This is a genomic window from Turneriella parva DSM 21527 (assembly GCF_000266885.1).
In the GTDB taxonomy this organism is placed as follows: domain Bacteria; phylum Spirochaetota; class Leptospiria; order Turneriellales; family Turneriellaceae; genus Turneriella; species Turneriella parva.
Map to the genome: position 1 here is coordinate 1680188 of NC_018020.1, position 24295 is coordinate 1704482.

Here is a 24295-nt window from a genome sequence, read left to right on the forward strand (position 1 = left end):
CCGCAAAAGCTGAAGGCGCGAGCTATCAGTATGAGCCCTTGAAAGCCAAATATTTTCGCCGCAGCCTCATAATGCTGTATATTACATGAAGTATGATTCATGTAATATACAGCATTTTACGGGGTTTTTTGTGGATGTTCTAGCGGCGCTGCTGCAGAACCTGCAGACCCCGATGATTCTTGCCTTCTTTCTGGGCATCGTCGCCACCGCGATTCGCAGTGACCTGAAGTTTTCTGACGGCATGTACGCAGGGCTCACGATCTATCTGCTTTTTGCGATTGGGCTGAAGGGCGGGTATAAGCTCAGCCAAACGACATTCGCTGACCTTTGGGCGCCGGCTCTGGCCGCGGTGGGCCTTTGCATTGCGATACCCATAATTGCTTTCTGGCTGCTCAGAAAATTCGGTAAGTTCTCTGCGATAAACGCCGCAGCAATCGCCGCGCACTATGGTTCTGTCTCGGCGGTCACTTTCGGTGAGGCGCAGGCATTTCTTGATCTGCAGAAGATTGCATACGAAGGTTATATGCCCGGTCTATTGGCAATCATGGAGATTCCCGCGATTCTGATCGCGTTGTTCTTGGTAAAAACACAGGCAGGTTCTCGCGTGACTTTTCGCACAGTGCTGCACGACCTGTTTGCCGGTAAAGGGACAGTCTTGCTTCTGGGTGGTCTGATCATCGGTGCAGTTTCAGGTAAGAAGGGTTTTGAGCAGTATGCACCGCTCTTTGATGTTCCGTTTCGCGGCGTGTTGATACTCTTTCTGCTCGCAGTGGGCATCACCACCGGCAAGCGCCTCAATGACCTGCGCCATGCCGGGCTGTTTTTGGTTATCTTCGCTATTCTGTTTCCCGTCTGCTGCGCAGCCTTTGCGCTGCCGCTCGCGAAGTGGGCAGGGCTGTCGCTCGGCGGTGCTATGGTGTTTGCCTCTCTTGCCGCGAGTGCCTCGTATATCGCCGCACCGACGGCGATACGCATTGCATTGCCCGAAGCGAGCCCGGCCTATTATCTGACGGCGGCGCTGGTGATTACATTTCCCTTCAACATTACAATTGGTCTGCCGCTCTATCTTGCGGGTGCACAGGCCCTATTCGGAGCTTAAAGCGCTAACAGGTTCCTGAAAAAGGAACCTGTTAGCAGGCGTCCGGAACCGCGAAGGCGAAAAGCAGCAAAGTCGCTGGCTTGCAAGCGACGACGCGCTTTAGCAGTCATTTGCGGACGCAAATGACGAGGCTTTTCGCTTATGCGGAAGTTTTTCCGGAGCCTGCGAGAGATCGGCGATGAACAAGCATAGCTGCGCACCTTGTTAAACTCAATTTACAAAACAGAGCATCGAATAGCTTGTGCTGAACGCGCATGCTCTGCTCATTTCGTATTTTGTTGGCCCTCATCGCCATCACTGCCATAGCCTGCAATGGCAGTGATGCTCTGGTATTCGAAATAGCTGTCGTTGCCGAGCCCGCGCCACACGTACCTATCTGGATGCAACAGGCATATGCTAAGGCAACGAATTCACAGGGGGGAGACTATTTCGGCGGCGCTGTCGCAATCGACGGCGACACCCTGGTGATCGGCAGCCCGGTCGAGAGTAGCAATGTGAGTTCTGTCTTGCATGCGCCGTCAATGCCCACGCCCGGCAGTGAAAATAATCTCGCTGCAGCCTCGGGTGCCGTTTACGTCTATGTGCGTTTGGGCGAAATATGGGAGCCGCAGGCATATCTCAAAGCGCCCAATGCCGAAAGTGCACACGCATTCGGTAGCTCGGTCGCCATTTCGGGAAATACGATCGTCGTCGGCGCACATAATGAGAACAGCAATCAATCCTCAATATTGCACGCAGGCTCATTGCCCACCGCCGCAACTGACGATGACTCTGCTGCCCTTGCAGGTGCAGCGTATGTGTTCGTGAGGTCGGGAACGACATGGTCTGTCGAAGCATATCTGAAGGCGTCGAACGCAGAGGCGTCTGACAACTTCGGCGCTTCGGTGGCCATCGACGGCGATATGGTTATCGTGGGAGCACCGGGCGAAGACAGCAACCAGGGCACCGTCTCGCATGCGGGTAGCCTACCGACTGCTGCGGGCGACAATGATGCGGCGAGCGCGGCCGGCGCCGCGTACGTGTTCACGCGCTCGGCGGCGGTGTGGTCACAACAGGCATACCTCAAGGCGTGCAACGCCGAAGGCGCAGACAGTTTTGGCGAAGTCGTCGCGATCTCGGGCGACACCGTAGTTGTCGGCGCAAAAGGCGAAGACGGGGGATTGCCGGGTGTACTCAATGCTGGCAGCCTGCCGACGGCGGCGAGCGATAGCGATGCTGCCAATGGCGCGGGTGCAGCGCATGTGTTCGTGCGTTCGGGCGGGGTCTGGTCGCAACAGGCTTATTTGAAATCGACCAACGTCGGTGCGAGTGATCTTTTCGGGTATCCCGTGGCGATCTCGGGTGACACAATTGTGGTCGGCGCGCATTTAGAAGACGGCAATAACACTGCAGTGATCAATTCGGCAACGTTGCCTTCAACAGCAACCGCAAATAATCTGGCGACCGCAGCGGGTGCCGCGTATGTGTTCTTTCGTACCGGCACAACCTGGTCGCAGCAGGCATACCTCAAAGCACCGAACGCCGAGGCGAACGATGAATTTGGTTATGCCATCGCGATCTCGGGTGATACCATCGTCGTCGGGGCGCACTTCGAAGACAGCAACCAAGAGACAATTTCGCAAGCGACCGCTCTGCCGACGCCCGCAGGTGACAGCGATGCCAATGCATCGGCGGGCGCTGCTTACGTATTCACGAGAGAATCTGGCACGTGGAGCCAGAATGCGTACCTCAAAGCACCCAACCCCGACGCAAACGATCGTTTCGCATCAGCGCTGGCGATAAGCGGTAGCACGATCGTTGCCGGAGCATGGTACGAAGACAGCAATGCTACGGGGCTCTTGCATGCGGGAAACCTGCCGAGTGCGGCGGGCGACAATGATAGTGCCGCAGAAGCCGGCGCCGCGTATGTGTTCTTGAGAAGGTAAACGATGACAGACGCTGAATACAAGAAATACCTCAGTGAAAAGACTTTCGCAGAGCTATTCGACATCTATGAGAATTTCAATAAATCTCAGAATCCCAGTCGCCATGTATTGATCGCCGCACACATTGAGAAGAAACGACAAAGCGACGCCGATGGTTTCGCGAAGTATCTCGAACAAAAAAAGTATGAAACCATCGCGCCCCGTATCGGCGCCGCGATCATCGATACGGTTCTCATCTGGTTAATGACAAAACTGGGCACCTATGTGCTAGAGAACCTGGAAATCAGCCTCGAGTCGTTTATCTATTTTGCGCCCATTATCAATCATATGTTTTGGCTGGGTGTTATTCTGATTCCGATGGTTTTGCGATCGCAGACAATAGGTATGCGTTTTGCACAGGTAAAACTTTTCGATATTTCGGGTGAGCCAGCGACCTATCGTCAGCGCTTGCTGCGAGAGTGCATTTTTGTGGTACCACCTCTTCTGTTCAGCCTTTTACCCGAGTTCGCGTTTCAATCATGGACCGGTAAATTTGTCGTTTTCAACTTTGGCGCGGTCGTCGTCGCGAATCCCGTGTATGCGTACCTGAACGATAAACATTTGGCCCTGAACGATCTTGTCGCGAAAACTGTTATTCTCAGGGAAACAAAACTTACCGGCGGCCCGCGTAACAACGAATAAGTGGCCACTCCCGGGGTTATATACTATACTGGGTATATGACGGCTTCGCAAGTTACCAAATTCGACGAATTGATTCAGCAGAGCGAAGTGCCCGTGCTCGTCGACTTCTATGCCGACTGGTGCGGGCCCTGCCATATGCTCGCGCCGATTCTGAAAGACTTGAAAGCGGCATGGGGTGATCGCATTCGCCTCATCAAGGTAGACACAGAAGCGCAGCCGGGCATCGCCGGTCGCTACCAGATTTCGGGCATACCGACGCTCATCATGTTCAAGAACGGGCAGGTGGTGCATCGCACGTCGGGCGTCATGCCGCTCGCGCGGCTGCAGGCTGAGTTCGGCAAGTTCTTGTAGTCAATCGCTTGCAGCACCGACAAAGCAGAATCAGATTCAGCGTCTAAAAAACGTTGCCGCCTTGGCCAAGTATTCGGCTTTCACTCTATGCGCGCATGCGCCGGCTTCGGCGGATTTCTTTTGCTCTTCTCTCTTGCGCTGAGCGCTCAACCGAACACCGAAACGCTACTGCCATGGCAGATGGCGGTTACTACCGGGTTCGCATCAGTCGCAGCGGGCAAAGACTCACTGCTGGCAGACAACCGCGGCGCCGAGCTGGGCCTTGTCGCGACCCTGCCGTGGCGCTTCATGAACGAACGCGAAAGTCTCGTTACGCTGCGCGCACAGACGATTGCTTTTCCGACCGCGATCGAAACGCCGTCGCCCGCAGTCGCCGGCGAGAGAGTGAAACTCACGAACGCTTCGCACTCGCAGCTACGCCTCGATGCACGCCAGATTTATGAACTTTGGGGCATTCACTGGGCGCTGGGTCTGGGTGTCATGGTGCCGGTGACGAGCAGCATCATAACGCCGCGCGGTGAATATACATTTGCCGAAGCGGGCGCAATCTATACAGCCGCGCAGGGCGATTTGCGAAAAATCGATAAGTCGTACGCGGTTTATCTCAGATTCGGCATCGACCAGAAATTTCTCGATGATGCCCTGCTCTTGGGCTTAGGTATTGATATTCAGGCACTCGAGTTTCCGCGTACCGAACAGCGGGTCGCTCTCAATTTTTACGCCGGGGTTCGTGTATGGTGAAAATCCTCATGGCGCTCTGCGCCATTGGTCTTGTGCTGCCGCTCGGCGCAGAGATTACGATTACTTCGAGCACCGTGAATCTTTCGGGTGCCAATGCGCAGCTCGTCTCGAAGCTCGATAGCACACTCGACGAACTCTTCTATGGCATCGCCTCGCTGGCAGGGCCGGGTATCGTGAACGCCGCTGCGTTTTCGTCGACAATTGGCGTGCAGCGACAGCAGGCCGAGGTGCCGCGCTTTCAGCTCGAACCTTCGGTGGGGCTGATTGTGCCCAGCAAGGGAAAGGGCGACGAACGGCTGAGCTCTTTTCCGCTCTATGCGGTGAATGTCGTGGGGGGATTTAGAATCGACGAAAAAACGGCGATGCAGCTGCGTGCATTTTACCTACCTGAAATGAGTTTTAACGTCAGGGCGACGCGGCTCTCGATTCAACCGTACAACCTCGGTGCGACGCTGACGCGGCAGGTCAAGGCGCCAGGTACCGAGTGGTACAACCCCGGTATCATCACCCCGCTTGATCTCGCTTACATGCATGGTTCGCTCGCGGCAGCGTTCAGCGGCACAGCCAAAGATATCAGTTTCGACCCCACGGGCGACGGTTCTCAGGGTACCGCGAAGGCCGATTTCACGTATACCGATGATTTTCGTCTGAACTGGAATGTCTATTCATTCACCAGCGGCCTGATTTTTGTGAAACCGTTTCTTTCGGTATTCACCGCAAGGCTTGGCGTGCTTGCGTCGTTGCACCTTGGCAACTCGTCGCTTACCAACAAGGCCAACGGCACGATGCTCGTGACCGCCTCGGCAGCATCGGGTGCCAATGAGTTCAAGGTGAATGACACGGCGAACATCGAAGTACGCAATGCCGCGAATTTTCGTCCGGTGCTGATTTCGAACCAGCTGAGCCTTGGTCTGGGCATCAACCTCGGCGGCGCCACGCTCAACCTCGACCTGACACAAAACCTGCAGGTGAACGCCACGGCGATAATTGTACAATTTGGCTGTTGGCTTTAGTTATTTACAGAGAAACTCGCTGGCGCGAGTTTCTCTGTAAATAACTAAAGTATGGAACGTTCAATAACCCCCGACGAAAAGAAAAGGCTAATCGCATGTCTGCAGCCCGAAATTTCGTTTTCGCGATTACCGTTCTACATTATTGCACCCCTCTGGGTTATCGTCTTCTTGTGGAGCGCATTGGAAATATACCAGACGCGTAGTTTCATAGCGTGGGTGACAGCCGAAAGTTCAAATTGGTTTGTTCCGCGTTTTGAGTTGTTGACTGGCCTGACTGTACTCATGATTTTTATTTACTGGCAAAACTTCGGTGAGCGCTTCGAAATTGGTCGCGTGCGCGAAGCCACCGGTATCTTGTCCCGCGCTACGGGTGAGAAAAGTAAGGGCTACACGCTTGATGGTAAGCCGCTGCGCATTCCATACACAATGGATATCGACTGCGCGCCTTATATGGGCAAGAATGTGATTATCGAATCTGCCGAGGTGCTGCGTACAATACGAGGCAAAGGCCAGGCAACCGAGCGCTACGTGGTTTCGGTGAGGCTTAACGACTTTACATCGGCACGGTGACCCGCCACCTACCCTAGCATGCAACGCTGGTTTGAAAAAATGTCGAATGCGGGTGTGACGCCCGAAACACCTTGGCGCGAAGCTAAAGGTATTCGCTTGCGCAACAGGCTGGCGTTTGTTGTCGGTGGGCTGCTCATTGGCAATATGCCTCTGCAAATCTTGTTTTGGCATGAGGCCGAACTGATTTTTTACCTGTTGATCGGCCAGATGTTCATTCAGTTTTCTACAATTCCGTTGAATAGCAAGAGGCAATATGTGTTTTCTTACCTCGTGTTCTTGCTGACGCCGATAACCGGAGTCGCTGTATACACTGTGCTTGGCGGGTCGGCAAGCAATATTCCCCTCTTTATGCTGACAGTCATTATGGCTGCATATTTCTCCGGTGGCAACGAAATGCCGCGTCTACGCAACATCGTCGTATTGCTCGCATTCGTAACATTCTTGTTTCTTGAGTTCATGAGCTTTTATATGGAGCCGATCATTTCGTTCTCGCCGATGTACATCAAATGGCTACGGCATACGATTGATTTCGGTATGGTCACTTTCGCGTTCGGCCTGACATTCTACATCGCGCGCGAGATTCGAAAATCTGACGACGAAATTGAAGCCGAACGGACCAAATCTGAAAAATTGCTGCTAAACGTTTTGCCTGCTGCAATAGCCGCCCAGCTGAAACATAGTGAACGCGTGATCGCCGAACGCTACGAAGAGTCGAGCGTGCTCTTCGCAGACATTGCGGGCTTTACCGTGCTTTCGTCGAAACTGCCCCCCGATGAGGTTGTACAAATGCTCGACGAAGTTTTTCGGGAGTTCGATGCATTGGCGGGCAAGTTTGGGTTAGAAAAAATCAAGACGATTGGCGATGCTTATATGGTTGCTGCAGGTCTGCCCGAAAGACGCCATGATCATTGCGAAGCGATATTTGACCTTGCAATCGCGATGCAAAAACTTATGCAGCAGAAATTCAGCAAGAAATTCGATGGCCTTGAACTGCGTATCGGCATTCACTCTGGGCCTGTGGTAGCCGGAGTTATCGGAACCGTAAAGTTTGCCTATGATCTCTGGGGCGATACCGTCAATACCGCCAGCCGCATGGAATCGCACGGCGTCACCGGTCAGATTCATGTGACAGAAACGGTTTACCAGCGCCTAAAGAACCGACATCGTTTTAAAGAACGCGGAGAACTCGATATAAAGGGCAAAGGGCTCATGAAGACCTACCTATTTGAAGCGGTCGCCTAAACAGGAGTACACTAGAGAACTTACTTGCCACACCGTCGCGGTTGGGGCCGGTTGTCCCGAAATTGGGCTTGCCCAGAGAGAGATTTTATGACCGATCTTACAACACCTACCCAAATGCGTATATTGTTCATCGACGATTCGCCTGACGATGCGTTGCTCTTGCAGTTTGCCTGCAGCGAGAGCGGTCTCGATGCCGAGTACAAACTGGTCGATTCTGCAGATGCGTTAAACGAAGCGCTGCACGAAACCTGGCATGCAATTGTCAGTGATTTCCGTATGCCCGGTTTTGGCGCCGAGCCTGCGCTGCAGATTATTCGGCAGCGCGACGAGCGAATACCATTTATCGTAGTCTCTCACGCAATCAACACTGAAGAAACTGAAAAACTTCTGGCGCTTGGTGCCGACGAGGTGCTCGAAAAATCGGCGCGGCCCTCGCTGCCGCTGGTTATTAAGAAACGCATCGCCTCAGCTTATGCCGCGACGCCCCTGCACAACTAAACCTTAACCGCGCGACAAACTGAGCTGAGGCAACAGACTGGCCACATGCAGCTCAACGATAAGTTAAAAACTTATCTCGCAGAAAAAAATGGCGGCACTGTTGAAATCGCCGAATTTCGCCAGCTCTCAGGCGGCGCCTGCCAGGATAACTACCTCGCGCGGCTAAAATCTTCTGAGCAAGAAGAGACGCTCGTCTTGCGTACCGATAAAGGCGGCGCGCTCTTGGGCAGCCTCTCGCGCGCGCAAGAATACCAGGTGATTGAGCGCGCTGTCGCCGCGGGCGTGCTGACGCCGCCCGTGAAGTGGCTCAGTGAAGACAACACTATCGTTGGCCATCCATTCTATTTGATGCAGAAGATCGATGGCACCGCCAATCCGCGCGACATTCTCAAGAGCAAGAAGATCGATTTCAAGCGCCTCGCAGCGGATATAGCAACCAACCTTGCGAAAATTCACAGTGTCGATTACTCTCCGGATGTTCTGCCGTTTCTTGACCGCAAGCTGCGGCCGGGCACCAGCGATGTCGCCCTCACCGCCGTTGGCGACTGCCGTCGCCTGCTCGACGAATTGCCCGGCGGTTACCCTGGCATCGAGCTCTGCCTCAACTGGGCCGAAGCGAATGCGCCGGTCACTGACACCCTCGTACTCGCGCACAGCGACTTTCGCAGCGGCAATTTTATGGTCGATGTCGCAGGTGGTGGCAACCTGACGGGTATACTCGACTGGGAGTTCGCGCATTGGAGCGACCGCCATGAAGACATCGGCTACATTCGCATGCGCGATTGGCGCTTCGGCAAAGTCAAGAATGAAGTAGGGGGATTTTCTTCTGCCGAAGATTTCTACCCGCACTACGAGGCGGCTTCGCAGACGAAAATTGACCCGGTAAAGGTGCGCTATTGGGAAGTCATGGGCAACATACGCTGGGCAATCGGTGCGGCACAACAGGGCGAACGCCACCTCTCAGGCAAAGACAAAGGTATTGAATTCGCCTCGATCGGTCGCCGCGTGGCTGAAATGGAGCTCGAGGCAATGCGTCTGATTGAAGGCGGCGTGCACGATTAGGCACAAGGAAACCTCATGCAGTACAGACCCGAACATACAGACCTTCTCGATGCAATACAGGATTTTCTAATCAAAGAAGTTCTGCCCACAGTTAAAGACAACGACGCCGTCGCCTATAAGACCCTTGTCTCATGGAACATGCTCGGTGTTGTCTCGCGCGAGTTAAAAAACGGCAGAACTTTGCTTGAGCAAGATGCGGCAGCACTCGCGCAATTGCTCGGCGAAAAAATTAATCCTCATGAGTTAGCCGACAGAGCGCTGTGGCAGAAGTCGCAGCAGTTGGCGCTTGCGGCGGCAAAGGCGATTCGCAAGAGCAGGGTAAGCGTTGGCAGCGCCGAGTGGATGACCGTGAAAGAGGTGTTGAAGCACAATTTGCAGATTGCGAATCCCAGATATGGAACTGAATAGAAATGGAATTGCAAATCTCAGGGTCATTCCCGCGAACCCTTCGACGTCGCTCAGGCCAAGAGCGGGAATCTATACTTCTGTACATGAGAATAGACACCCGCTTTCGCGGGTGTGACCGATAAACTGAGTTAAACAAGAGGTTATTAACATGAATGAAATTCTAATCTTTCTCTGCGCAATCTCCGCTATCATTCTCGGCGCAATCACAATCAACAAAATCAAGGGCGTCAAGGCGCAGTACCTTGACGCATTTACTGCTGAGCCGGGCGAAGAGGTTTTGCACCGCGAGGCAGGCGCCGATTTTCACATGGTGACAAGACTCGGCCGTGCACAGGTGATGTCGTTTGCGCGCCTGCGGCGCGCCGAACTTATCGTCACGAACCGGCGCATTGTCATCGGGCAGAAGGTAATGTTCGGTAAGCGCTACATGATCACGCATACCATCTGGCTCGAGGCGGCCGCGAATGTGCAGACCGAGCTCGACAAAATGACCGGCGGCCAGTACTCATTGGGTTACGTGAACTATCTGGTGAAGCGATCGGCGGCGACCGCTGAGATCGACGGCAAAAAGCCTTATGTCAAATTCGTTCCCGAACCGACTGCCAGTGCGACGAACATCGAACACCTGCGCGTCTATGTCGATGCGCCTGAAAAACTGCTGGGGGCAATTGCGGGTAAGTGAGGCCCATGCGCTGCCTGAGCCACGGATGGCGCGCCATGGCGGAGTGCGTAATTCATGGTTGAGTTAACGCTGATCCGCCATGGCCAGGCAGACAGCGCCGGCGATAACTATGACCAGCTGACGCCGACGGGCCATGAACAGGCGCGGCGTGTGGGGGAGTGGCTTGCCGCAGACGGATATAGGTTCGACAGGCTCTTTCACGGTGGCTTAAACCGCCAGCGCCAGACGCTTGAGGCGATTTGTGCTGAACTTGCGAAAAGTGGCGCAGTTATGCCTGCTATGGAAATCCATAGCAGTTATGCGGAGTTTGATCTCAAGGTTTGGGGTATCATTGCCGCAAAAATGCGGCATGGACACCCTGAATTCGCCGAACTGTTTAAGCAGTGGAATCATGCCAGGCAAATGGATGCCGCGAATAAGGGCGATATTTTCAAGCAGCTGACCGGCCATATTCTCAAGGCCTGGGTCGCGGCCGGTGAAAACTTCAACGAAGCCGAGAGTTTTCCTGCGTTTCAGAAGCGGGTGCTTGCAGCTCTGGAAATACATAGCGACTACATTGCGCCGAAAAATGACGATTTGGAAGCAGCTCGGGAATTCCATAGCTGCAAGTTTCTCGCCGTCACATCGGGTGGGCCGATTTCATTGCTGGTCGGGCAGGTACTCGGGCTTGATCTCGCGCGTACCCTCGGCCTCATGCGACGTATTGCAAATACTTCGATTCACCACCTCATTTATGAGAAGGGCGATTGGCAGGTCGCTGGGTTCAATATCGTGCCGCACCTGTCGCTCAGCGAGCGCACGCTGGTGTAGATTGCTCGCCGTCGCCCGTCGCCCGGTGTTTCAGGAAAACCCGATTGACGCATCAGGCGTTGCGTACCCACGGTCTCGCATGAGAGTCTTCGTTGCATTTTTGGCTTTGGTGCTCGTCGCCTCAACGCACGCTTCACAGCCCTGCGTCACGACAAAATTTGAAACAGAAATGTACGCCGATGCGTGCAAGGTGGGTGGTCAAGACATTGTGCCCATTAGTCCCAATATGCATGGCAAGCCGAAACCAGATATTCTGAAGAAGTAGAGAGAATCATGACGCAAAAAACAGTACTCATCACCGGCGCAACGCGCGGTATCGGTAAGGGTGTGGCGATTGCATTTGCCGATGCCGGATGGATCGTTTACGGTACAGGCCGCCCTTCGACAGGCTCAGGGCGACCGTTATCCGAAACGGCTTGGGCCGCAGAAAAGAAGATAATCCTCAAAGAAGCCGATGTTGCCGACCAGCCGCGCATGGCTGAGATTATGCAGGATATCAAAGACAAACACGGCCGGCTCGACTGCCTGATCAACAACGCCGGCGTCGCATCGAATACACCTGCCTCTGCGCTCGGCGATGAAGAAATTGCGAAGATTATCGATACCAACTTCAAGGCGGTCTTCACCTGCTGCCAGAGTTATTATAAAATGCAGCGTAAGTCGGGCCCTTCGACAGGCTCAGGGCAAGTGGCCGCAAAAGGCGGTGGCTGTATAATCAATATCTCGAGCGTGCTCGGCATCGTCGGCACTTCGCTCGCTTCGGTTTACTCGGGCACGAAGGGTGCGGTGATCTCGATGACGAAGGCGCTCGCAATTGAATGGGCGAACTCGGGCTTTCGTGTCAACGCGATCTGCCCGGGCTTTATCGACACCGACATGACCGACATGCTGAAAAAACGCGAATCGGTGATGGCGAAGATGCTTGAATTTATTCCGCTGAAGCGCCTCGGCACACCCGAAGACATTGCAGCGCCTGCGATCATGCTCGCATCAGACGGTGCGGCTTACATTACCGGGCAGATTATTGTTGTCGACGGGGGCTTGACCGCGATGTAGTTTTCGCGTGCGCGAAAAACGGTTTGACGGATTGCTGCAAGCCGTGAATACTCGCACTCGCCATGCCTGTTGCTCCGCTGCCAGCGAACGAAGCGGAGCGATTAGAAAAAGTTAAATCATACCACCTGCTCGACACCCTCGCTGAAGAGGCCTTTGATGAATTGGCGCGCTTTGCCTCAAGACTTTGCGGCACCCCGGTTTCTCTTATCACTCTGATCGATGGAAAAAGGCAGTGGTTCAAGTCTGCTGTCGGCATGGCAAGGCCTGAGACGCCACGCGAGCAGACGATCTGCCAGCATACAATTTTGCAGAACGACCTGCTCGAAATAGAAGATTCGCGCCTTGATTCGCGCACCGAAGATAATCCCAATGTAACTGCTGAGCCTGGCGTGCGCCACTATGCGGGAATTCCCCTCACGACGGCCGACGGGTACAACATCGGCACATTTTGTGTGGTGGACTTTAAGCCGGGTCGGCTGACAGAGCTGCAGCGCGAAGGTTTCAAGACGCTCGCGCGCCAGGCGATGCGCCTGATGGAATTTCGCAAACTTTCTTACGAATACAAGGCGCTGAGTGACCGCTACAGTGCCCTCTACCAATACTCACCCATCGCCGAGCTGGTCGTGGATAACGAGGGCAGGGTCGTCGACGCGAATGATGCGGCGGCAAAACTGCTGGGGCGGCAGCATGCTGAAATTCAGGGCCAGCGCGCTTTTTATGAGGCTCTCGATGAGACGAGCAGACATGTCGCCGCCGATGTGCAAACAGCACTTGAGGCAAAGGGCCATATCGAAGGCACCGAACTAAAGTTGCACAGCGCGGCGGCGGGGCTAAAGAATGTTATGGCCAATACCGTGGTTCTCAGAGACGAATCGGGTAAGCGCGTGGGTGCACACATAACCCTGCAGGATATCACGGCGCTCAAAGCGATCGAGGCGCAGCTCGTCGAAGCGAGGGCTCTCGCAGAATCGGCGAATCGTGCTAAATCGGATTTCTTGGCCGTGATGAGCCATGAAATTCGCACTCCGCTCAACGGCATGATCGGTATGGTGAGCATACTTAAAGAATCGAACCTCAACGATGAGCAGCAACGGTATCTCGGTATAATCGAGCGCAGCGGCGCCATGCTCATGAACGTGATCGGCAACGTGCTGGACTTTTCGAAATTGCAAGCCGACGCTATGGAGCGCAGCGACACAACGTTTGACCTTTACCAGACCCTGAGCGAAGTTTACGATCTGTTCTCAGCACGCGCAAAAGAAAAAGATGTCGAACTGATTCTTTCGATTGACCCGAAGATTCCGAGGCTTATGATCAGCGACCAGACCAAGCTGCGCCAGATCGTCATGAATTTGGTTTCGAATGCGCTTAAGTTCACCGATAAGGGTGGTGTCACAATGCGCGTATCGCTTGTTGAACCCCAGGCAGCAGCAGAGATGCTGCGTATCGCAGTTGAAGACAGCGGTATCGGCATGAGCGCGCAGCAGCTCGAAAGGTTGTTTAAACCTTTTTCGCAGGCAGATGGTTCCATTTCACGCCGCTTCGGTGGTACCGGGCTCGGCCTATCGATTGCAAAAAAACTGACGGAACTTCTCGGGGGTACTATCGACGTGCAGAGCACGATCGGTAAAGGCAGCGTGTTTTCATTCGCGATACCGGCAAAATTCGACCTCGTGTCTGAGCAGCGCACGGAGGGCGAATTCGTGGGCACTGGCTTTTTTGCCGGCCGCAAATTTCTGCTCGTCGACAACCTGCCGGTGAACCTTGAAATCGTGCAGCGTATGCTCGAATCGCTGCAAATTACCGTTGTACCTTGCGAAAACCCTAAGGCGGCACCAGAGCTGGCTCAGAAAAACCAATTCGATGCAGCCATTCTCGATCTCAACATGCCGGGTATGAATGGGTTAGAGGTGGCCGAAGCGCTCAAGACTATCTCGCCGAAAACAATCCGCATATTGCTGTCTTCTATTGCCGTGACCCGCAGCGCCGAAACGGAGAATGTATTTCACCATACGCTGACGAAACCGGTGCGCCGGGAACAGCTTGTTTATGTGCTATCGCGCCTCTTGCCGCCGCAAAATGGTACTGAAACAGAAGAGATCGCGAGCAGAGATGTTCTTGCCCACCAGCATGTGTTAATCGTCGAAGACGACTCCGTGAACCAAACAATTTCGCGCATTACGCTCGAAAAATTCGGAGCGACCACCGACACCGCTGCAGACGGCCAGGCGGCACTCGACTGTGCCTCGCGCCGCGACTACGCGTTCGTCTTGCTAGACATGCACCTACCCGATATCGATGGTTTTGCGCTGGCAGAAAAACTTCTGAAAGTTCGGCCTTCGCTCAGACTCGTTTGTTTTACCGCCGACGTGACGCTTGTGCCTGACGCACGGCTGCGGCAAGTGGGTATTATCGACAAGCTGTCAAAGCCTGCCACGGTGCAAGATTTTGCTGCGTTTCTCGCCCGGGCCGATTGGTTGATTACGCCAGTTTCTTCAGCACAGTGACGCTGTTGCCGGCTGTATTGTAGCGCACGCGATCAAAGATGCGCAGGCTCATCTTGATGCCCCGGCCGTGCGCGAGGTGCGCCAGCGCGTCATCTTCGCGTGCCTTATGCGTGCGGTGTTTGTGGTCAAAACCTTTGCCGCCATCGGTGATGCGAAAGACTATGCGCTGCGGGCGAATTTCGTATTCGACCTGAACCGTGCGCAGGCGGTATTCGGGCAGCTTTTGCCGTTCGAGCAGAAACTGCAGATAATCGTCGCTTTCGGCAATTTTCGACTTTAGCTCGAAACCGACTTCGAGGCAGCCATGTTCGACGGCATTGATCAAGAGTTCCCTGAGGCCGAGCCGCACCGCATTCGCTGCGCGTAAATCGAGGGTTTTGGGCAAGAGTGCCACCAGCCGGTTGCTGAGCTTGTCGGCTTCGATGATGTCGCAGCCAATCGTGAATCTGCCTTTGCTGCGTACCGGGGCTGTCACTGCCATACAATTATCGGCAAAACTGCGATGAATACTGTACATACCAATCGCCGCGCCTATGTGCGGCCATGGGCAGTAAAATCAGGCTGACTTTGCTTCGATATAGAGATTTGATTCGGCAAAAAACTCTTTTGCCAGTAAATCGTTGTCAGAGTCGTCGGGGTGAAAATTGGGCAAAACGTATGGCAGAACGCTTTTAGCTGTCTCGACCACGAGCTTGAAGTAGGTCGGGGCTGATTCGGCAATTGCCTGTGGCAGCGAAACTTTGTTCATTTCTTTGTCGGCGAGCAGGTAATGACCCCAGCCGAGGCCGATGTAATAGAGCAGGTAGGCCGACCCAAATACGAAGCCGATCATGCGTTCGTCGTAGCTCCCGCCTGCGACGTCTTTGAATACATCGAACGCGACCGATTTATGTTCAATTTCTTCGGCGGCGTGCCAGAGAAACATCTGCTGCATGTCTTGCGGCATGCCGGCAGAAATGTCGCGGTGCTTGAGCACGGTTTCGGCGATCGAAGCGGTGTAGTGTTCGAGCGCCGCGGTGATCGCGAGGCCGATGCGCTGCTGCTTGTCTTTGCCGACGACCTTTTCGAGCAGGCCAAACCAGACCGATTCGTGGCTGGGTTTTTCATCGTTCGCGTATGCATTCTTGGCATACCAGTCTTCGAAAGCGGTACCGTCGAGACCCATTGCGTCGAGGGTTTTCAGAAATTTTTCGTGCTGCATGCCGTGCTGAACCTCTTGGCCGATGAAGGCTTTCACGCGCTCTTTCAGCTCAGGGTCTTGAATTTGTTTATCGAACCATTTGACGCTGCGAATAAAATAGCGCTCGCCCGCCGGAAAAACCGAGTGCAGCGAGTTCATGAAATGCGTCATGAAGGGGTTGTTGCGAAACCAGTGGCGCTGCAATGTGTTCTCGTGGCCGAATTGAATGCGGCGCACGGTAATCTTGGGTGCGTTGGTTGTTAATGAACTTGTGTTTACCATAATCGATTCTGACGCAAAACTGAACGAATCGTCAACAAAAATACTTACGTGTCCGAGTGCACCGAAGGTGCACTCGGACACGTAAGACATAATAAATTGACACTCTTGTCACTAAACAGATTCAGGCGGCAATCGTGACGAGTCTATCACCTGCTGCAACGCCGATCGCCGTTCTGCTGAACGCCAATGCCCGCTTAGTTACGGAAAAAGTCAGGCGCAACCTCGCTAAAATCGTGCCGAGCGCGAATCTGTTCTTGAGCCAAACCCCCGAAGAGGCGCACGCCTGCGTCAAAGAGATCATCGACAACCGCTACCAGGTGGTTTTTTCGGGTGGTGGCGATGGTAGCTTTATTCATCTGCTGAATCTGGCGCGCGACTACGTGCGTATGCGCAACCTCGAGGTTGAAGCCGCCGGCAAAGGCGATAAATTTGAGCTGCCGCAATTCGGCATTCTGAAGCTCGGCACCGGCAATGGCATTTCAACCTTCGTCGGCTCGCGCGGTGGCACAAAACTGCTCGAACGCGCCTCGCATTCTAAGGCGCTCAGCACTCTCGAAATGAACCTGATCGAGAGTAACGACCGCGTGTTCCATTTTGCAGGCAGCGGTTTCGACGCGCGCGTCATCAGCGACTATCGCCTCTTTATGAACTCGTTGCCGTCGCCTGCGGCGCGTAAAAACTTTTCAGGGCTCATGGGCTATTTCTGCTCGGGGCTTGGCAAAACTGTGCCCGAATCGCTCTTGAAGCCCGACCGTGGCGAGGTGCGCATTGAGGCAGAGCTCGCCGACCAGGCATTTCTGGTGAAGCATGCGCGCGGTATCGACGAGGCAGTCGCTGCCGAGAAGACGCTGCTCTACGAAGGCCCGTCGACCATCGTCGGTGTCGCGACCGAACCTTATTATGGCTACAATATCCGTGCGTTTCCGTTCGCACGCATGAAAGAGGGATATATGAATCTCAGAATTCTGCGCGCCAAGCCGATGACTCTGGTCACGCAAATGCAGCAATTCTGGAACGGCAGCTACCGCGGCACAGGTGTAATCGACTATCTTGTCAAAAAAGTCAAGATCACTTATGAAAAATCAACGCCCTTGCAGATTGGCGGTGACTTTGAATCGTTCACAAATGCAATCAGCTATTCGATTTTCCCGCAGGCTCTGAGGCTGGTAGATTTTCGACATATGATTGGGTAGACAGAGCATCACTAATATGCACAGCTTGCGGATTTTTCGCGTAAGGCAAGGGTATTCGATGCGGTGAAGTCCTGAACATCTATACGAGATTCTCCCGTCACGGTTCCAGCTATAAGCGGCTGGATTCCGACAGCTAATCAGCGAACATCAATATCTGTTCATAAAATGGCTTGCCGGTTTGTCTTGCCAGTATCTGTATGCGAAATGCACGTATTGCGGTTCACAACTCAGAAAAAGCGCGACATTCTTTGTTTTAGTATGGCTCTTGCTGCTTTTGTTTCTCTTAGCGCCTGCAAAACCTCTGAATCTGAAGGGAATGTTTCTCAAGCAACTTCTGGTTCGCAAACGAATGTCTCAGCCACCGCTAGTTGGGCGCAAACTGTAAGTGCCGGAGCAGCGAATTCTCGTTTCGATTCGGTGGCAGTCGATAGCAGTGGCAATATTTACGTAAGTGGGTTTCAGGCCGGTACCGGCACGTATACATATGGCGCACAGAGCACGGCGGTTACAGCTGGTACAAATAATATTGCATTGGTGAAATACAGCGCTGCAGGCATTGCGCAATGGGCCCGCACTGTCAGTGCGGGATCAAGTGATTCGGTTTTCGAGAGCGTGACAGTCGATAGCAGTGGAAATATATACGCAGCTGGCAGCCAGCGAAATACGGGTACCTTTACTTACGGTAGTATTAATGCTGCTGCTACGCATACGTCATTTAACCCGTTGTTGGTTAAGTATGATACGAATGGTAATGCGCTTTGGGTTAGGACGGTAAGCGCTGGTTCAAATGTTGCGCGATTTCATTCTGTCGCCACTGATAGCTCAGCAAATATCTACGCCGCGGGTCGTCAAACAGGCACGGGGGCGTTCACTTACAGTGGCCAGAGTATCTCCGGTGCGAGCGTCGGGGTCAATGCGACGCTCGTCAAGTACGATAGCTCTGGTGCTGCGCTTTGGGCTCAGACAGTTGCTTCGGGCGCGAGCTCTTCATATTTTTCCGGGATTGCAATAGATGCATCGAGCAATGTCTATGCAGTTGGCCTACAGTCTGGAGCTGGCACGTATACGTACGGTACTCAAAGTGCAACCGGAACGCACACGAGTAGCAACTGCGTCATCGTAAAGTATAATAGTTCAGGTGTGGCTCAATGGGCAAGAACTGTTAGTGCAGGCTCAAATATATCGCAATTTAATTCAGTTGCCGTAGACAGCTCAGGCAATACGTATGCCGTAGGCGCAATTTATGGAACCGGTACGTTTACTTTTGGTAGTCAAAGCGTTAATGGTGTTTCTACTAACGCTAACTTGTTAATAGTGAAGTATGATTCTTCAGGTAATGCTCTTTGGGCGCGTTCGGTCGGGGCTGGTTCAAGCGATTCAGCATTTTACGGCGTCACCATCGACAGCGCCGGAAATATTCACGCAGCTGGCATGCAGAGGGGCACTGGCACGTTTACGTATGGCAATCAGAATATCTCGTCGCCTCATACGGGGACTAACGCGCTCTTGCTCAAGTATAGTCCCACTGGGACTGTACTTTCTGCAACCACGGTTAATGCTGGCGCAAATGAATCGTCTTTTCAGGCACTTGCCGCAGATACTTCAGGGCATGTCTATGCGGCCGGGGCTCAGAACGGAAACACGATGTTTACTTTTGGCTCTGTGAACTCCACGGCAACTAATGCAGGCGGTTCGAATTCATTGTTAATAAAGTATCAATAAAGAAGCCCAGTGGGCATGGCTTGATAGCATGCTTTACTATTGTAAGAGCACTCCAAATCCAATGACGCAAGGGCAGCGGCACTCCCTGATCAAATAAAATTCTCACACGAGCTGCGGGGCTTTCAGTATCTCAGCGGCAAATCGCAGAACCGCTTCTGCATCTTGCCTGCTAACACCGGGAAACCAAGTCAAGAATTCATCTATGGTTGAGCCATCAGCCAGATTTGCAAACAGAGCCTCGATAGGTACGCGCGTGCCTTTAAAGTGGTATGCTCCGCTCAGAACGCCGGGTTCAGAGACAACCACAGAGCACTGAAGCCAGTCGACGTTCATGCTGCTAAACTGTGCATCGAATTCCGTTTTGGCAAGCAAAATCGCAGTGCTGTGCTTTCCTCAGTTTACGCCGCAGAGATTTTACAGAATCCGGTTTTATGTCTCCTCGGGCCAAAAAAGCCAAGCCCAGAAACGCATTCGAATCAGACCTCTATCCCATTGCTGCGCGCTATTTTGAAGAGCGCGGGTTTACTGTGAAGGGTGAAGTCTGCGGCTGTGACCTCGTCGCCGTCAAAGGCGATGAGATCGTCGTCGCCGAACTCAAGATCACGTTCAACATCAAGCTGCTCTACCAGGCAGTGCGGCGGCTCGCGATAACCGATCAGGTCTATGCCATCATCTTTAAGCCGAAGACAAAGCAGAAGATGTCTTATTGGCAGATGATGAAGAGCCTTTGCCGACGCCTGCACATTGGTCTCTTAGTCATCGACGGTGACAACGTCATAGTCGTGGCCGAGCCCGCGCCGTTTGCCGGCAAGATTGCCACGAAGCAGCGCAGCAAGGTGATGCGCGAGTTTAACGGTCGCCGCATTGCGCAAAATACCGGCGGCATCACCGGCACAAAACTGCAGACTGCATACCTTGAGGCTGCGGTGCAGATCGGCGTCTGCCTCAAAAAACACAAAAAACTCAAGACCACCGAACTCGTGGCGCTCGGCTGCTCAGAGCGTGCGGCGCGCATTTTATACGATAACCACTATGGCTGGTTTCAGAAGACAGGCCGCGGCGAATACCGCCTCAAGGCGGGCAAAGCGAACCTTATCGCCAAAGAAAATGAGGATATATGGCGATACTATGAGCAGAGGCACAATTGAGGCTTTTCGGCATACGCCCATAAGACCACTGTGGCTCTCGGTTTACTGCAATGAAATTCAGCGTCGCCACATGGAACTGCTTCGGAATGGGCCAGAGCGTGCTCGACGTCATCACGCACCTGCGCGCGCCATTTCGTCGGCGCTTCTTAAGCCCTGAGGTGATTCAAGAGTGCGCAGACAGCGACGTGCTCTGTGTTCAAGAACTCTTATCACGCGATTCACAGCGTTTTTTTGATGGCCTGGTCACCAAATATTTTCCGTTTGCGGTGCGCGACCATAACCGTTTCGGTTTTCTTTCATTGCGCGGGAGCGGGCTCGGGGTCGGTACGCGAGCGGTTAAAGACGCAACTGTGGTTGCAGTAAAGAAAGCAACACCTGCGCGCTTCTTGCCTTTCAAGAGCCGCGGCGTCAGTTGGGATCGCTACGCACGCAAGGGCGGCCTCTACACGCAACTCGAATTCGATGGCCAGACCATCGATCTCATGACGGTGCACCTGCAGGCAGGTTATTCCATCGCTTCGCGCCGCGCACGCACCGCGCAACTTGCAGAGCTTAAAGCCTGGGTCACTGAGCTGGGGTCTAAAGATCGGCCATTTATCGTCTGCGGCGACTTCAATATTCAGGGCCTTGCCGCTGAGCGTGATGGTGGTGAATACCTGCAACTCATCTCAGCGCTCGACGGCTTCACCGATTTGGGCGCTGAATCTGACCTGCCCACGTACCATCCGCATCCCGAGGGAAATCCGTTAGCACATCTATTCGAAAAGCAGGGCAATGCGCAGCGCCTCGACTACATTTTTTTCAGACCGGCTTCTCGTAACTTGCAGTTAGTGCCATCGGGGCTGCGCCGCTTTTTTGACCGGCCACTCACGAGCCTTGGCGAAGGTATTTCGAGCTGGGCTTCAGACCACTACGGCCTCAAAGCCACGTTTGAGATTTGACACCTGCCGCGCAGCCGCTCAATCAGATTATTTTCAAATCGGTAAATTTCAGAATAAACTTGCGCGTCTTGCCGTCGTCGAACAGAATGTGAATGCGCTGCGAGTCGCCGTCGCCCTCGAGGCGCAGCACACGGCCTTTGCCGAAATTACTGTGCAGAATCTTGTCGCCACTTGAGAACTTGCCACCCTTGTTTTGAGGATTTATCCCCGAGCCAAAACCTGGTGAGCTGCTTGCGGTCGGCTTCGCTGCTGCAGGCGCGCGCGGAATAAAAGACTGCTTAAACGGTTTCGGCGCACTGCCACCAACAGAATAACCCTTCTCAACGCGGAGCAATCCGTGCGGAATTTCATTTAAGAAAGGCGAAGTCTTGCTCTGTTCATAAAAGCCCTGCCGCATGCGGCGTTCGGCCTGTGTGAGGTAGAGGCGAGATTTGGCACGGGTAACCGCTACATAGAACAGACGACGCTCCTCACTGATATCACCATCGCGTTCGGCCAGAAAATGCGGAAACAAATCTTTTTCAAAACCCGCGATGATGACCGTTTCGAATTCGAGGCCCTTCGCATTATGCACAGTCATGAGGCTCACAGAAGCCTTCTCGGCTTCATGGTCTTCGGTGGTGGTAATCAGTGATATCTGCTGCAGGTAATCGCCGAGCGTCGCCTGGCTCGTCTGCCTTTGGTAGTTCAAGAGTGAGTTGCGAAGTTCGCCGACGTATTCCATGCGCCCGCTGCCGAGCAGGCGGTCTTCTTCTTCATAGACTTTAGCGAGCCCTGTCATTTCGAGAAGTTCATCGAGAAAGAACCCAAGGTCGGCACGCGCTTCGGCCTTTTTGCGCAGAGCCTTCAGTTGTTCTGCCAGTTTCGCTGCCGCGTCACGCGCCTTGCCCGACAGGCCGTTCTGGTCTCCCTGCGCGAGCAGGTCAGTAAAGTCGCCGATGCGCGAGTCAATGCGTGCGGTCAGTATTTTCTCGACCGATTTGTCGCCGATGCCGCGCGGCGGAGTGTTGATAACGCGCGCAAATGCCGCCTCATCTTTGCCGTTCACAATTAATTTGAAGTATGCGAGAATGTCTTTGATCTCTTTACGGGCAAAGAACGAAAGACCGCCATATACCCGGTAGTTGATTTTAGCGTTCAGCATCGCCTCTTCTAAAAGGCGCGACTGTGAGTTGGTGCGGTAGAGTACGGCGATTTCTGAGGCGGGCGTGTCGGTGAGAGATTGGCGCACCAACGAGACGACCTTGGCTGCCTCTTGCACATCGTCGGCGGCTGTAAACAGCACCGGTGTCTCACCGCCTTCGCGGCTCGTGAACAGGTGTTTGGCCATGCGCTCGTAGTTATTTTCAATCACGCCGTTGGCAATGTCGAGAATTACCTTTGTCGAACGGTAGTTCTCTTCGAGCTTAATGACGGTGGCATCTTTGAAGTCGGTGCCGAAATCGAGTATGTTTTTGACATCCGCGCCACGCCAGCCATAGATTGCCTGGTCGTCGTCACCGACGACACACAGATTTTTGTCGCGTGAGGCGACGTGTTGCACGAATTTGTACTGCGCAAAGTTCGTGTCTTGGTATTCGTCGATCAGCCAGAACGGGTAGCGGTTCTGCCAGCGCGTCAACAGTTCTGGAAACTTTTCAAAGAGATGGCAGGGCAGCGAGATAAGGTCGGCAAAGTCGACGGCGAACGAGGCTGTCTTGCGCGCTTCATAAAGTTGGTAGACTTCTTGCAAGATGTCATTAAATTCATATTCGTCCAGGTCTATGTGGTCGGGCAGATTCTGTGGGGTGACGAGCTTGTCTTTGAAGGCAGAAATACTGTTGGCGAAGTAGCGGTACTGCGTCTTGTTGAACTTGCCCGGAAACTTCTCAAGAATCGCCGAGATCGCCTGTTGCTGGTCGCTGTCGTCCCAAATGGAAAAGTTTTCGGGGTATTCGAGGTATTGCGCATTGCGACGCAAGAGGTAGAGCCCCAGCGAATGGAATGTGCGCACGGTGCATTCAGAACCGATCGGGCCTGCGGTGTTCAAGAGCCGGCTGCGCATTTCAGCTGCCGCTTTGTTGGTAAACGTGACAGCCGCAAGATAATGCGCCGGCACTTTTTCGACATGAATAATGTATGCCATGCGGTGAATGATCGTGCGCGTCTTGCCCGAGCCTGCACCGGCGAGAATGAGTAGCGGCCCGCGCACGGTCTGCACCGCCTGCTGCTGCGGCTCGTTGAGCTTACTGAGAATCTGGTCTTTCCAGTCTGTCATCGTTGCAAAATTCATTTGCCCATGAATGCATTCATGGGCAAATGCAGAAAAATATCAATATTCAAAAGAACCATAATCACCAGCATATAGATAATCGACGCAAAGAAGGCGCGGCCATATTGCTCTTGCCGGTAGATGCCGCGCACAGTGCGGATCACGTAATAGATTGAGGCAATGCCGCTGCCTATGAGATAGACCCAGCCATAACCCGCCACGAGCCCTATTGCGAGCGCGAGTGGTGGCAACGACAGCCCATAAATGAGAATGTAGAGCTGAGTGTATTCATTGCCGTAAACCAGCGGCAAAACGGGAACTCCACCCTTTTCGTATTCGCCCTGAATCTTGAGCGTCAACGCCCAGAAGTGCGCGGGTTGCCACAGCATCATAAAGGCAAACAGCAACCAAATATCGGGCGCAAAGCGATCTGAAATTGCGTATGCACCAATCAAAACTGGCAGCGCGCCCGGCAGGCCGCCGACGATTGCCCCAAACGGGCCACGGCGCTTGAGGTAAAGTGTGTACCAGATAGCGTACGAAGCGATCGCGAGCGCGGTGAAAACTGCGGCATAAAGTCGGCCATAATGAATCAGGGGCACAAACGACAGCGCTGACATCAGAAGCGCCAGCACCCAGAGATTGCGTTTGCCGAATCGGTCGATCACCTTTGAGCGCCACTCTGTGCGGCGCATGTGTTTATCCATTTCATAGTCGAGCAGGTTGTTCATAATGGCCGATGAACCTGATGAAAGCGTCAGCGATATCAGCACCCACAGAGTCTCCCACAGGGTGGGTACAGAGCGGCGGGCCATGAGCATTCCCGTAAAGCCGGTGACGACAACAGTAAAGATAATGGAGCCCTTAGCGAGGCGAATAATGTCGCGCATGTGGGGGAATTTCAGAGTGCTGAGACAGGGTGCAAAGGTAAAC

The 24295-nt window shown here is 53.6% G+C and carries 25 protein-coding genes; 20 read left to right on the forward strand and 5 right to left on the reverse strand.

All coding sequences use genetic code 11. The features are described 5' to 3' along the window. Positions 1-85: 85 nt before the first annotated feature. The 16 genes from TURPA_RS08200 to TURPA_RS08275 all read left to right on the forward strand — a co-directional run bounded on the left by TURPA_RS08200 (position 86) and on the right by TURPA_RS08275 (position 14645). Complete coding sequence (locus TURPA_RS08200; protein WP_014802833.1) at positions 86-1099, forward strand: sodium-dependent bicarbonate transport family permease; 1014 nt, start codon at positions 86-88, stop codon at positions 1097-1099. Between the two features lie 254 nt (positions 1100-1353). Then, positions 1354-3024 (forward strand): FG-GAP repeat protein, encoded by a 1671-nt coding sequence (locus TURPA_RS08205; protein WP_014802834.1) that lies wholly within the window; start codon positions 1354-1356, stop codon positions 3022-3024. 3 nt (positions 3025-3027) lie between these two features. Beyond that, positions 3028-3705: an RDD family protein gene (locus tag TURPA_RS08210; RefSeq protein ID WP_014802835.1), complete on the forward strand. Its 678-nt coding sequence runs from the start codon at positions 3028-3030 to the stop codon at positions 3703-3705. Positions 3706-3741: 36 nt separating this feature from the next. Continuing rightward, a complete protein-coding gene (trxA, locus tag TURPA_RS08215; RefSeq protein ID WP_014802836.1) occupies positions 3742-4056 on the forward strand; it encodes a thioredoxin in 315 nt (104 codons plus the stop codon). An 87-nt stretch (positions 4057-4143) separates the two neighbouring features. Further along, complete coding sequence (locus TURPA_RS08220; RefSeq protein ID WP_014802837.1) at positions 4144-4797, forward strand: hypothetical protein; 654 nt, start codon at positions 4144-4146, stop codon at positions 4795-4797. Beyond that, positions 4791-5810, forward strand: coding sequence for a hypothetical protein (locus tag TURPA_RS08225; RefSeq protein ID WP_014802838.1), 1020 nt, complete (start codon positions 4791-4793; stop codon positions 5808-5810). The genes TURPA_RS08220 and TURPA_RS08225 overlap by 7 nt, the downstream gene beginning before the upstream one ends. Positions 5811-5861: 51 nt before the next feature. Further along, positions 5862-6380 (forward strand): hypothetical protein, encoded by a 519-nt coding sequence (locus tag TURPA_RS08230; protein WP_014802839.1) that lies wholly within the window; start codon positions 5862-5864, stop codon positions 6378-6380. Positions 6381-6398: 18 nt separating this feature from the next. After that, positions 6399-7622 (forward strand): adenylate/guanylate cyclase domain-containing protein, encoded by a 1224-nt coding sequence (locus TURPA_RS21625; RefSeq protein WP_014802840.1) that lies wholly within the window; start codon positions 6399-6401, stop codon positions 7620-7622. 87 nt (positions 7623-7709) lie between these two features. Continuing rightward, the gene (locus tag TURPA_RS08240; RefSeq protein WP_014802841.1) at positions 7710-8120 is read left to right on the forward strand and encodes a response regulator; all 411 of its coding nucleotides are present in this window, start codon (positions 7710-7712) and stop codon (positions 8118-8120) included. A 45-nt stretch (positions 8121-8165) separates the two neighbouring features. Beyond that, the gene (locus tag TURPA_RS08245) at positions 8166-9182 is read left to right on the forward strand and encodes a phosphotransferase family protein (RefSeq protein ID WP_014802842.1); all 1017 of its coding nucleotides are present in this window, start codon (positions 8166-8168) and stop codon (positions 9180-9182) included. Between the two features lie 15 nt (positions 9183-9197). Then, entirely contained in the window at positions 9198-9590 is a 393-nt protein-coding gene (locus tag TURPA_RS08250; protein ID WP_014802843.1) for a DUF6285 domain-containing protein, read from the forward strand. Between the two features lie 148 nt (positions 9591-9738). Continuing rightward, complete coding sequence (locus TURPA_RS08255) at positions 9739-10272, forward strand: tRNA guanosine transglycosylase family protein (RefSeq protein WP_014802844.1); 534 nt, start codon at positions 9739-9741, stop codon at positions 10270-10272. Positions 10273-10326: 54 nt separating this feature from the next. Continuing rightward, positions 10327-11082: a histidine phosphatase family protein gene (locus TURPA_RS08260; protein WP_014802845.1), complete on the forward strand. Its 756-nt coding sequence runs from the start codon at positions 10327-10329 to the stop codon at positions 11080-11082. 79 nt (positions 11083-11161) lie between these two features. Further along, positions 11162-11347 (forward strand): hypothetical protein, encoded by a 186-nt coding sequence (locus tag TURPA_RS08265; RefSeq protein ID WP_014802846.1) that lies wholly within the window; start codon positions 11162-11164, stop codon positions 11345-11347. 8 nt (positions 11348-11355) lie between these two features. Next, complete coding sequence (locus TURPA_RS08270) at positions 11356-12138, forward strand: SDR family NAD(P)-dependent oxidoreductase (RefSeq protein ID WP_014802847.1); 783 nt, start codon at positions 11356-11358, stop codon at positions 12136-12138. Between the two features lie 62 nt (positions 12139-12200). Then, positions 12201-14645, forward strand: coding sequence for a response regulator (locus TURPA_RS08275; protein ID WP_014802848.1), 2445 nt, complete (start codon positions 12201-12203; stop codon positions 14643-14645). Here TURPA_RS08275 and TURPA_RS08280 read toward each other — a convergent pair. Both TURPA_RS08280 and TURPA_RS08285 read right to left on the reverse strand, forming a co-directional pair. Further along, on the reverse strand, positions 14620-15162 hold the full coding sequence (locus TURPA_RS08280) for an ATP-binding protein (RefSeq protein ID WP_014802849.1): 543 nt from the start codon (positions 15160-15162) through the stop codon (positions 14620-14622). The two genes, TURPA_RS08275 and TURPA_RS08280, sit on opposite strands and share 26 nt — an antisense overlap. Positions 15163-15201: 39 nt before the next feature. Next, positions 15202-16107 carry a metal-dependent hydrolase gene (locus tag TURPA_RS08285; protein ID WP_053332149.1) on the reverse strand — a complete coding sequence of 302 codons (906 nt, stop codon included), beginning with the start codon at positions 16105-16107 and terminating at the stop codon, positions 15202-15204. 134 nt (positions 16108-16241) lie between these two features. Here TURPA_RS08285 and TURPA_RS08290 point away from each other — a divergent pair, with 134 nt between their 5' ends. Together TURPA_RS08290 and TURPA_RS08295 are read left to right on the forward strand one after the other, a co-directional pair. Next, positions 16242-17300: a diacylglycerol/lipid kinase family protein gene (locus TURPA_RS08290; RefSeq protein WP_014802851.1), complete on the forward strand. Its 1059-nt coding sequence runs from the start codon at positions 16242-16244 to the stop codon at positions 17298-17300. 204 nt (positions 17301-17504) lie between these two features. Beyond that, positions 17505-19022, forward strand: a complete 1518-nt coding sequence (locus TURPA_RS08295; RefSeq protein WP_041948400.1) for an NHL repeat-containing protein — start codon at positions 17505-17507, stop codon at positions 19020-19022. A 102-nt stretch (positions 19023-19124) separates the two neighbouring features. On the opposite strand, the gene TURPA_RS08300 is transcribed toward TURPA_RS08295, so the two are convergent. Next, on the reverse strand, positions 19125-19394 hold the full coding sequence (locus TURPA_RS08300; protein WP_014802853.1) for a DUF433 domain-containing protein: 270 nt from the start codon (positions 19392-19394) through the stop codon (positions 19125-19127). Between the two features lie 59 nt (positions 19395-19453). On the opposite strand from TURPA_RS08300, the gene TURPA_RS08305 reads away from it, so the two are divergent. Further along, entirely contained in the window at positions 19454-20170 is a 717-nt protein-coding gene (locus TURPA_RS08305; protein ID WP_014802854.1) for a DUF2161 family putative PD-(D/E)XK-type phosphodiesterase, read from the forward strand. A 50-nt stretch (positions 20171-20220) separates the two neighbouring features. Beyond that, positions 20221-21111: an endonuclease/exonuclease/phosphatase family protein gene (locus TURPA_RS08310; protein ID WP_014802855.1), complete on the forward strand. Its 891-nt coding sequence runs from the start codon at positions 20221-20223 to the stop codon at positions 21109-21111. 22 nt (positions 21112-21133) lie between these two features. Here the strand turns inward: TURPA_RS08310 and TURPA_RS08315 are convergent, their stop codons facing one another. Together TURPA_RS08315 and cyoE are read right to left on the reverse strand one after the other, a co-directional pair. Beyond that, positions 21134-23383, reverse strand: a complete 2250-nt coding sequence (locus TURPA_RS08315; RefSeq protein WP_014802856.1) for an ATP-dependent helicase — start codon at positions 23381-23383, stop codon at positions 21134-21136. Further along, complete coding sequence (gene cyoE / locus TURPA_RS08320) at positions 23380-24252, reverse strand: heme o synthase (protein WP_014802857.1); 873 nt, start codon at positions 24250-24252, stop codon at positions 23380-23382. Before cyoE ends, TURPA_RS08315 begins: the two co-directional genes overlap by 4 nt. Between the last annotated feature and the right edge of the window lie 43 nt (positions 24253-24295).

Coding starts and splice junctions, on each gene's coding strand:
- TURPA_RS08255 (WP_014802844.1), top strand. CDS start 9,739: ATGAATGAAATTCTAATCTTTCTCTGCGCAATCTCCGCTATCATTCTC.
- TURPA_RS08310 (WP_014802855.1), top strand. CDS start 20,221: ATGAAATTCAGCGTCGCCACATGGAACTGCTTCGGAATGGGCCAGAGC.
- TURPA_RS08270 (WP_014802847.1), top strand. CDS start 11,356: ATGACGCAAAAAACAGTACTCATCACCGGCGCAACGCGCGGTATCGGT.
- TURPA_RS08305 (WP_014802854.1), top strand. CDS start 19,454: ATGTCTCCTCGGGCCAAAAAAGCCAAGCCCAGAAACGCATTCGAATCA.
- TURPA_RS08220 (WP_014802837.1), top strand. CDS start 4,144: ATGCGCGCATGCGCCGGCTTCGGCGGATTTCTTTTGCTCTTCTCTCTT.
- TURPA_RS08250 (WP_014802843.1), top strand. CDS start 9,198: ATGCAGTACAGACCCGAACATACAGACCTTCTCGATGCAATACAGGAT.
- TURPA_RS08225 (WP_014802838.1), top strand. CDS start 4,791: ATGGTGAAAATCCTCATGGCGCTCTGCGCCATTGGTCTTGTGCTGCCG.
- TURPA_RS08265 (WP_014802846.1), top strand. CDS start 11,162: ATGAGAGTCTTCGTTGCATTTTTGGCTTTGGTGCTCGTCGCCTCAACG.
- TURPA_RS08240 (WP_014802841.1), top strand. CDS start 7,710: ATGACCGATCTTACAACACCTACCCAAATGCGTATATTGTTCATCGAC.
- TURPA_RS08275 (WP_014802848.1), top strand. CDS start 12,201: ATGCCTGTTGCTCCGCTGCCAGCGAACGAAGCGGAGCGATTAGAAAAA.
- TURPA_RS08295 (WP_041948400.1), top strand. CDS start 17,505: ATGCACGTATTGCGGTTCACAACTCAGAAAAAGCGCGACATTCTTTGT.
- TURPA_RS08205 (WP_014802834.1), top strand. CDS start 1,354: ATGCTCTGCTCATTTCGTATTTTGTTGGCCCTCATCGCCATCACTGCC.
- TURPA_RS08210 (WP_014802835.1), top strand. CDS start 3,028: ATGACAGACGCTGAATACAAGAAATACCTCAGTGAAAAGACTTTCGCA.
- trxA (WP_014802836.1), top strand. CDS start 3,742: ATGACGGCTTCGCAAGTTACCAAATTCGACGAATTGATTCAGCAGAGC.
- cyoE (WP_014802857.1), bottom strand. CDS start 24,252: ATGCGCGACATTATTCGCCTCGCTAAGGGCTCCATTATCTTTACTGTT.
- TURPA_RS08245 (WP_014802842.1), top strand. CDS start 8,166: ATGCAGCTCAACGATAAGTTAAAAACTTATCTCGCAGAAAAAAATGGC.
- TURPA_RS08200 (WP_014802833.1), top strand. CDS start 86: ATGAAGTATGATTCATGTAATATACAGCATTTTACGGGGTTTTTTGTG.
- TURPA_RS08230 (WP_014802839.1), top strand. CDS start 5,862: ATGGAACGTTCAATAACCCCCGACGAAAAGAAAAGGCTAATCGCATGT.
- TURPA_RS08260 (WP_014802845.1), top strand. CDS start 10,327: ATGGTTGAGTTAACGCTGATCCGCCATGGCCAGGCAGACAGCGCCGGC.
- TURPA_RS21625 (WP_014802840.1), top strand. CDS start 6,399: ATGCAACGCTGGTTTGAAAAAATGTCGAATGCGGGTGTGACGCCCGAA.
- TURPA_RS08280 (WP_014802849.1), bottom strand. CDS start 15,162: ATGTACAGTATTCATCGCAGTTTTGCCGATAATTGTATGGCAGTGACA.
- TURPA_RS08315 (WP_014802856.1), bottom strand. CDS start 23,383: ATGAATTTTGCAACGATGACAGACTGGAAAGACCAGATTCTCAGTAAG.
- TURPA_RS08285 (WP_053332149.1), bottom strand. CDS start 16,107: ATGGTAAACACAAGTTCATTAACAACCAACGCACCCAAGATTACCGTG.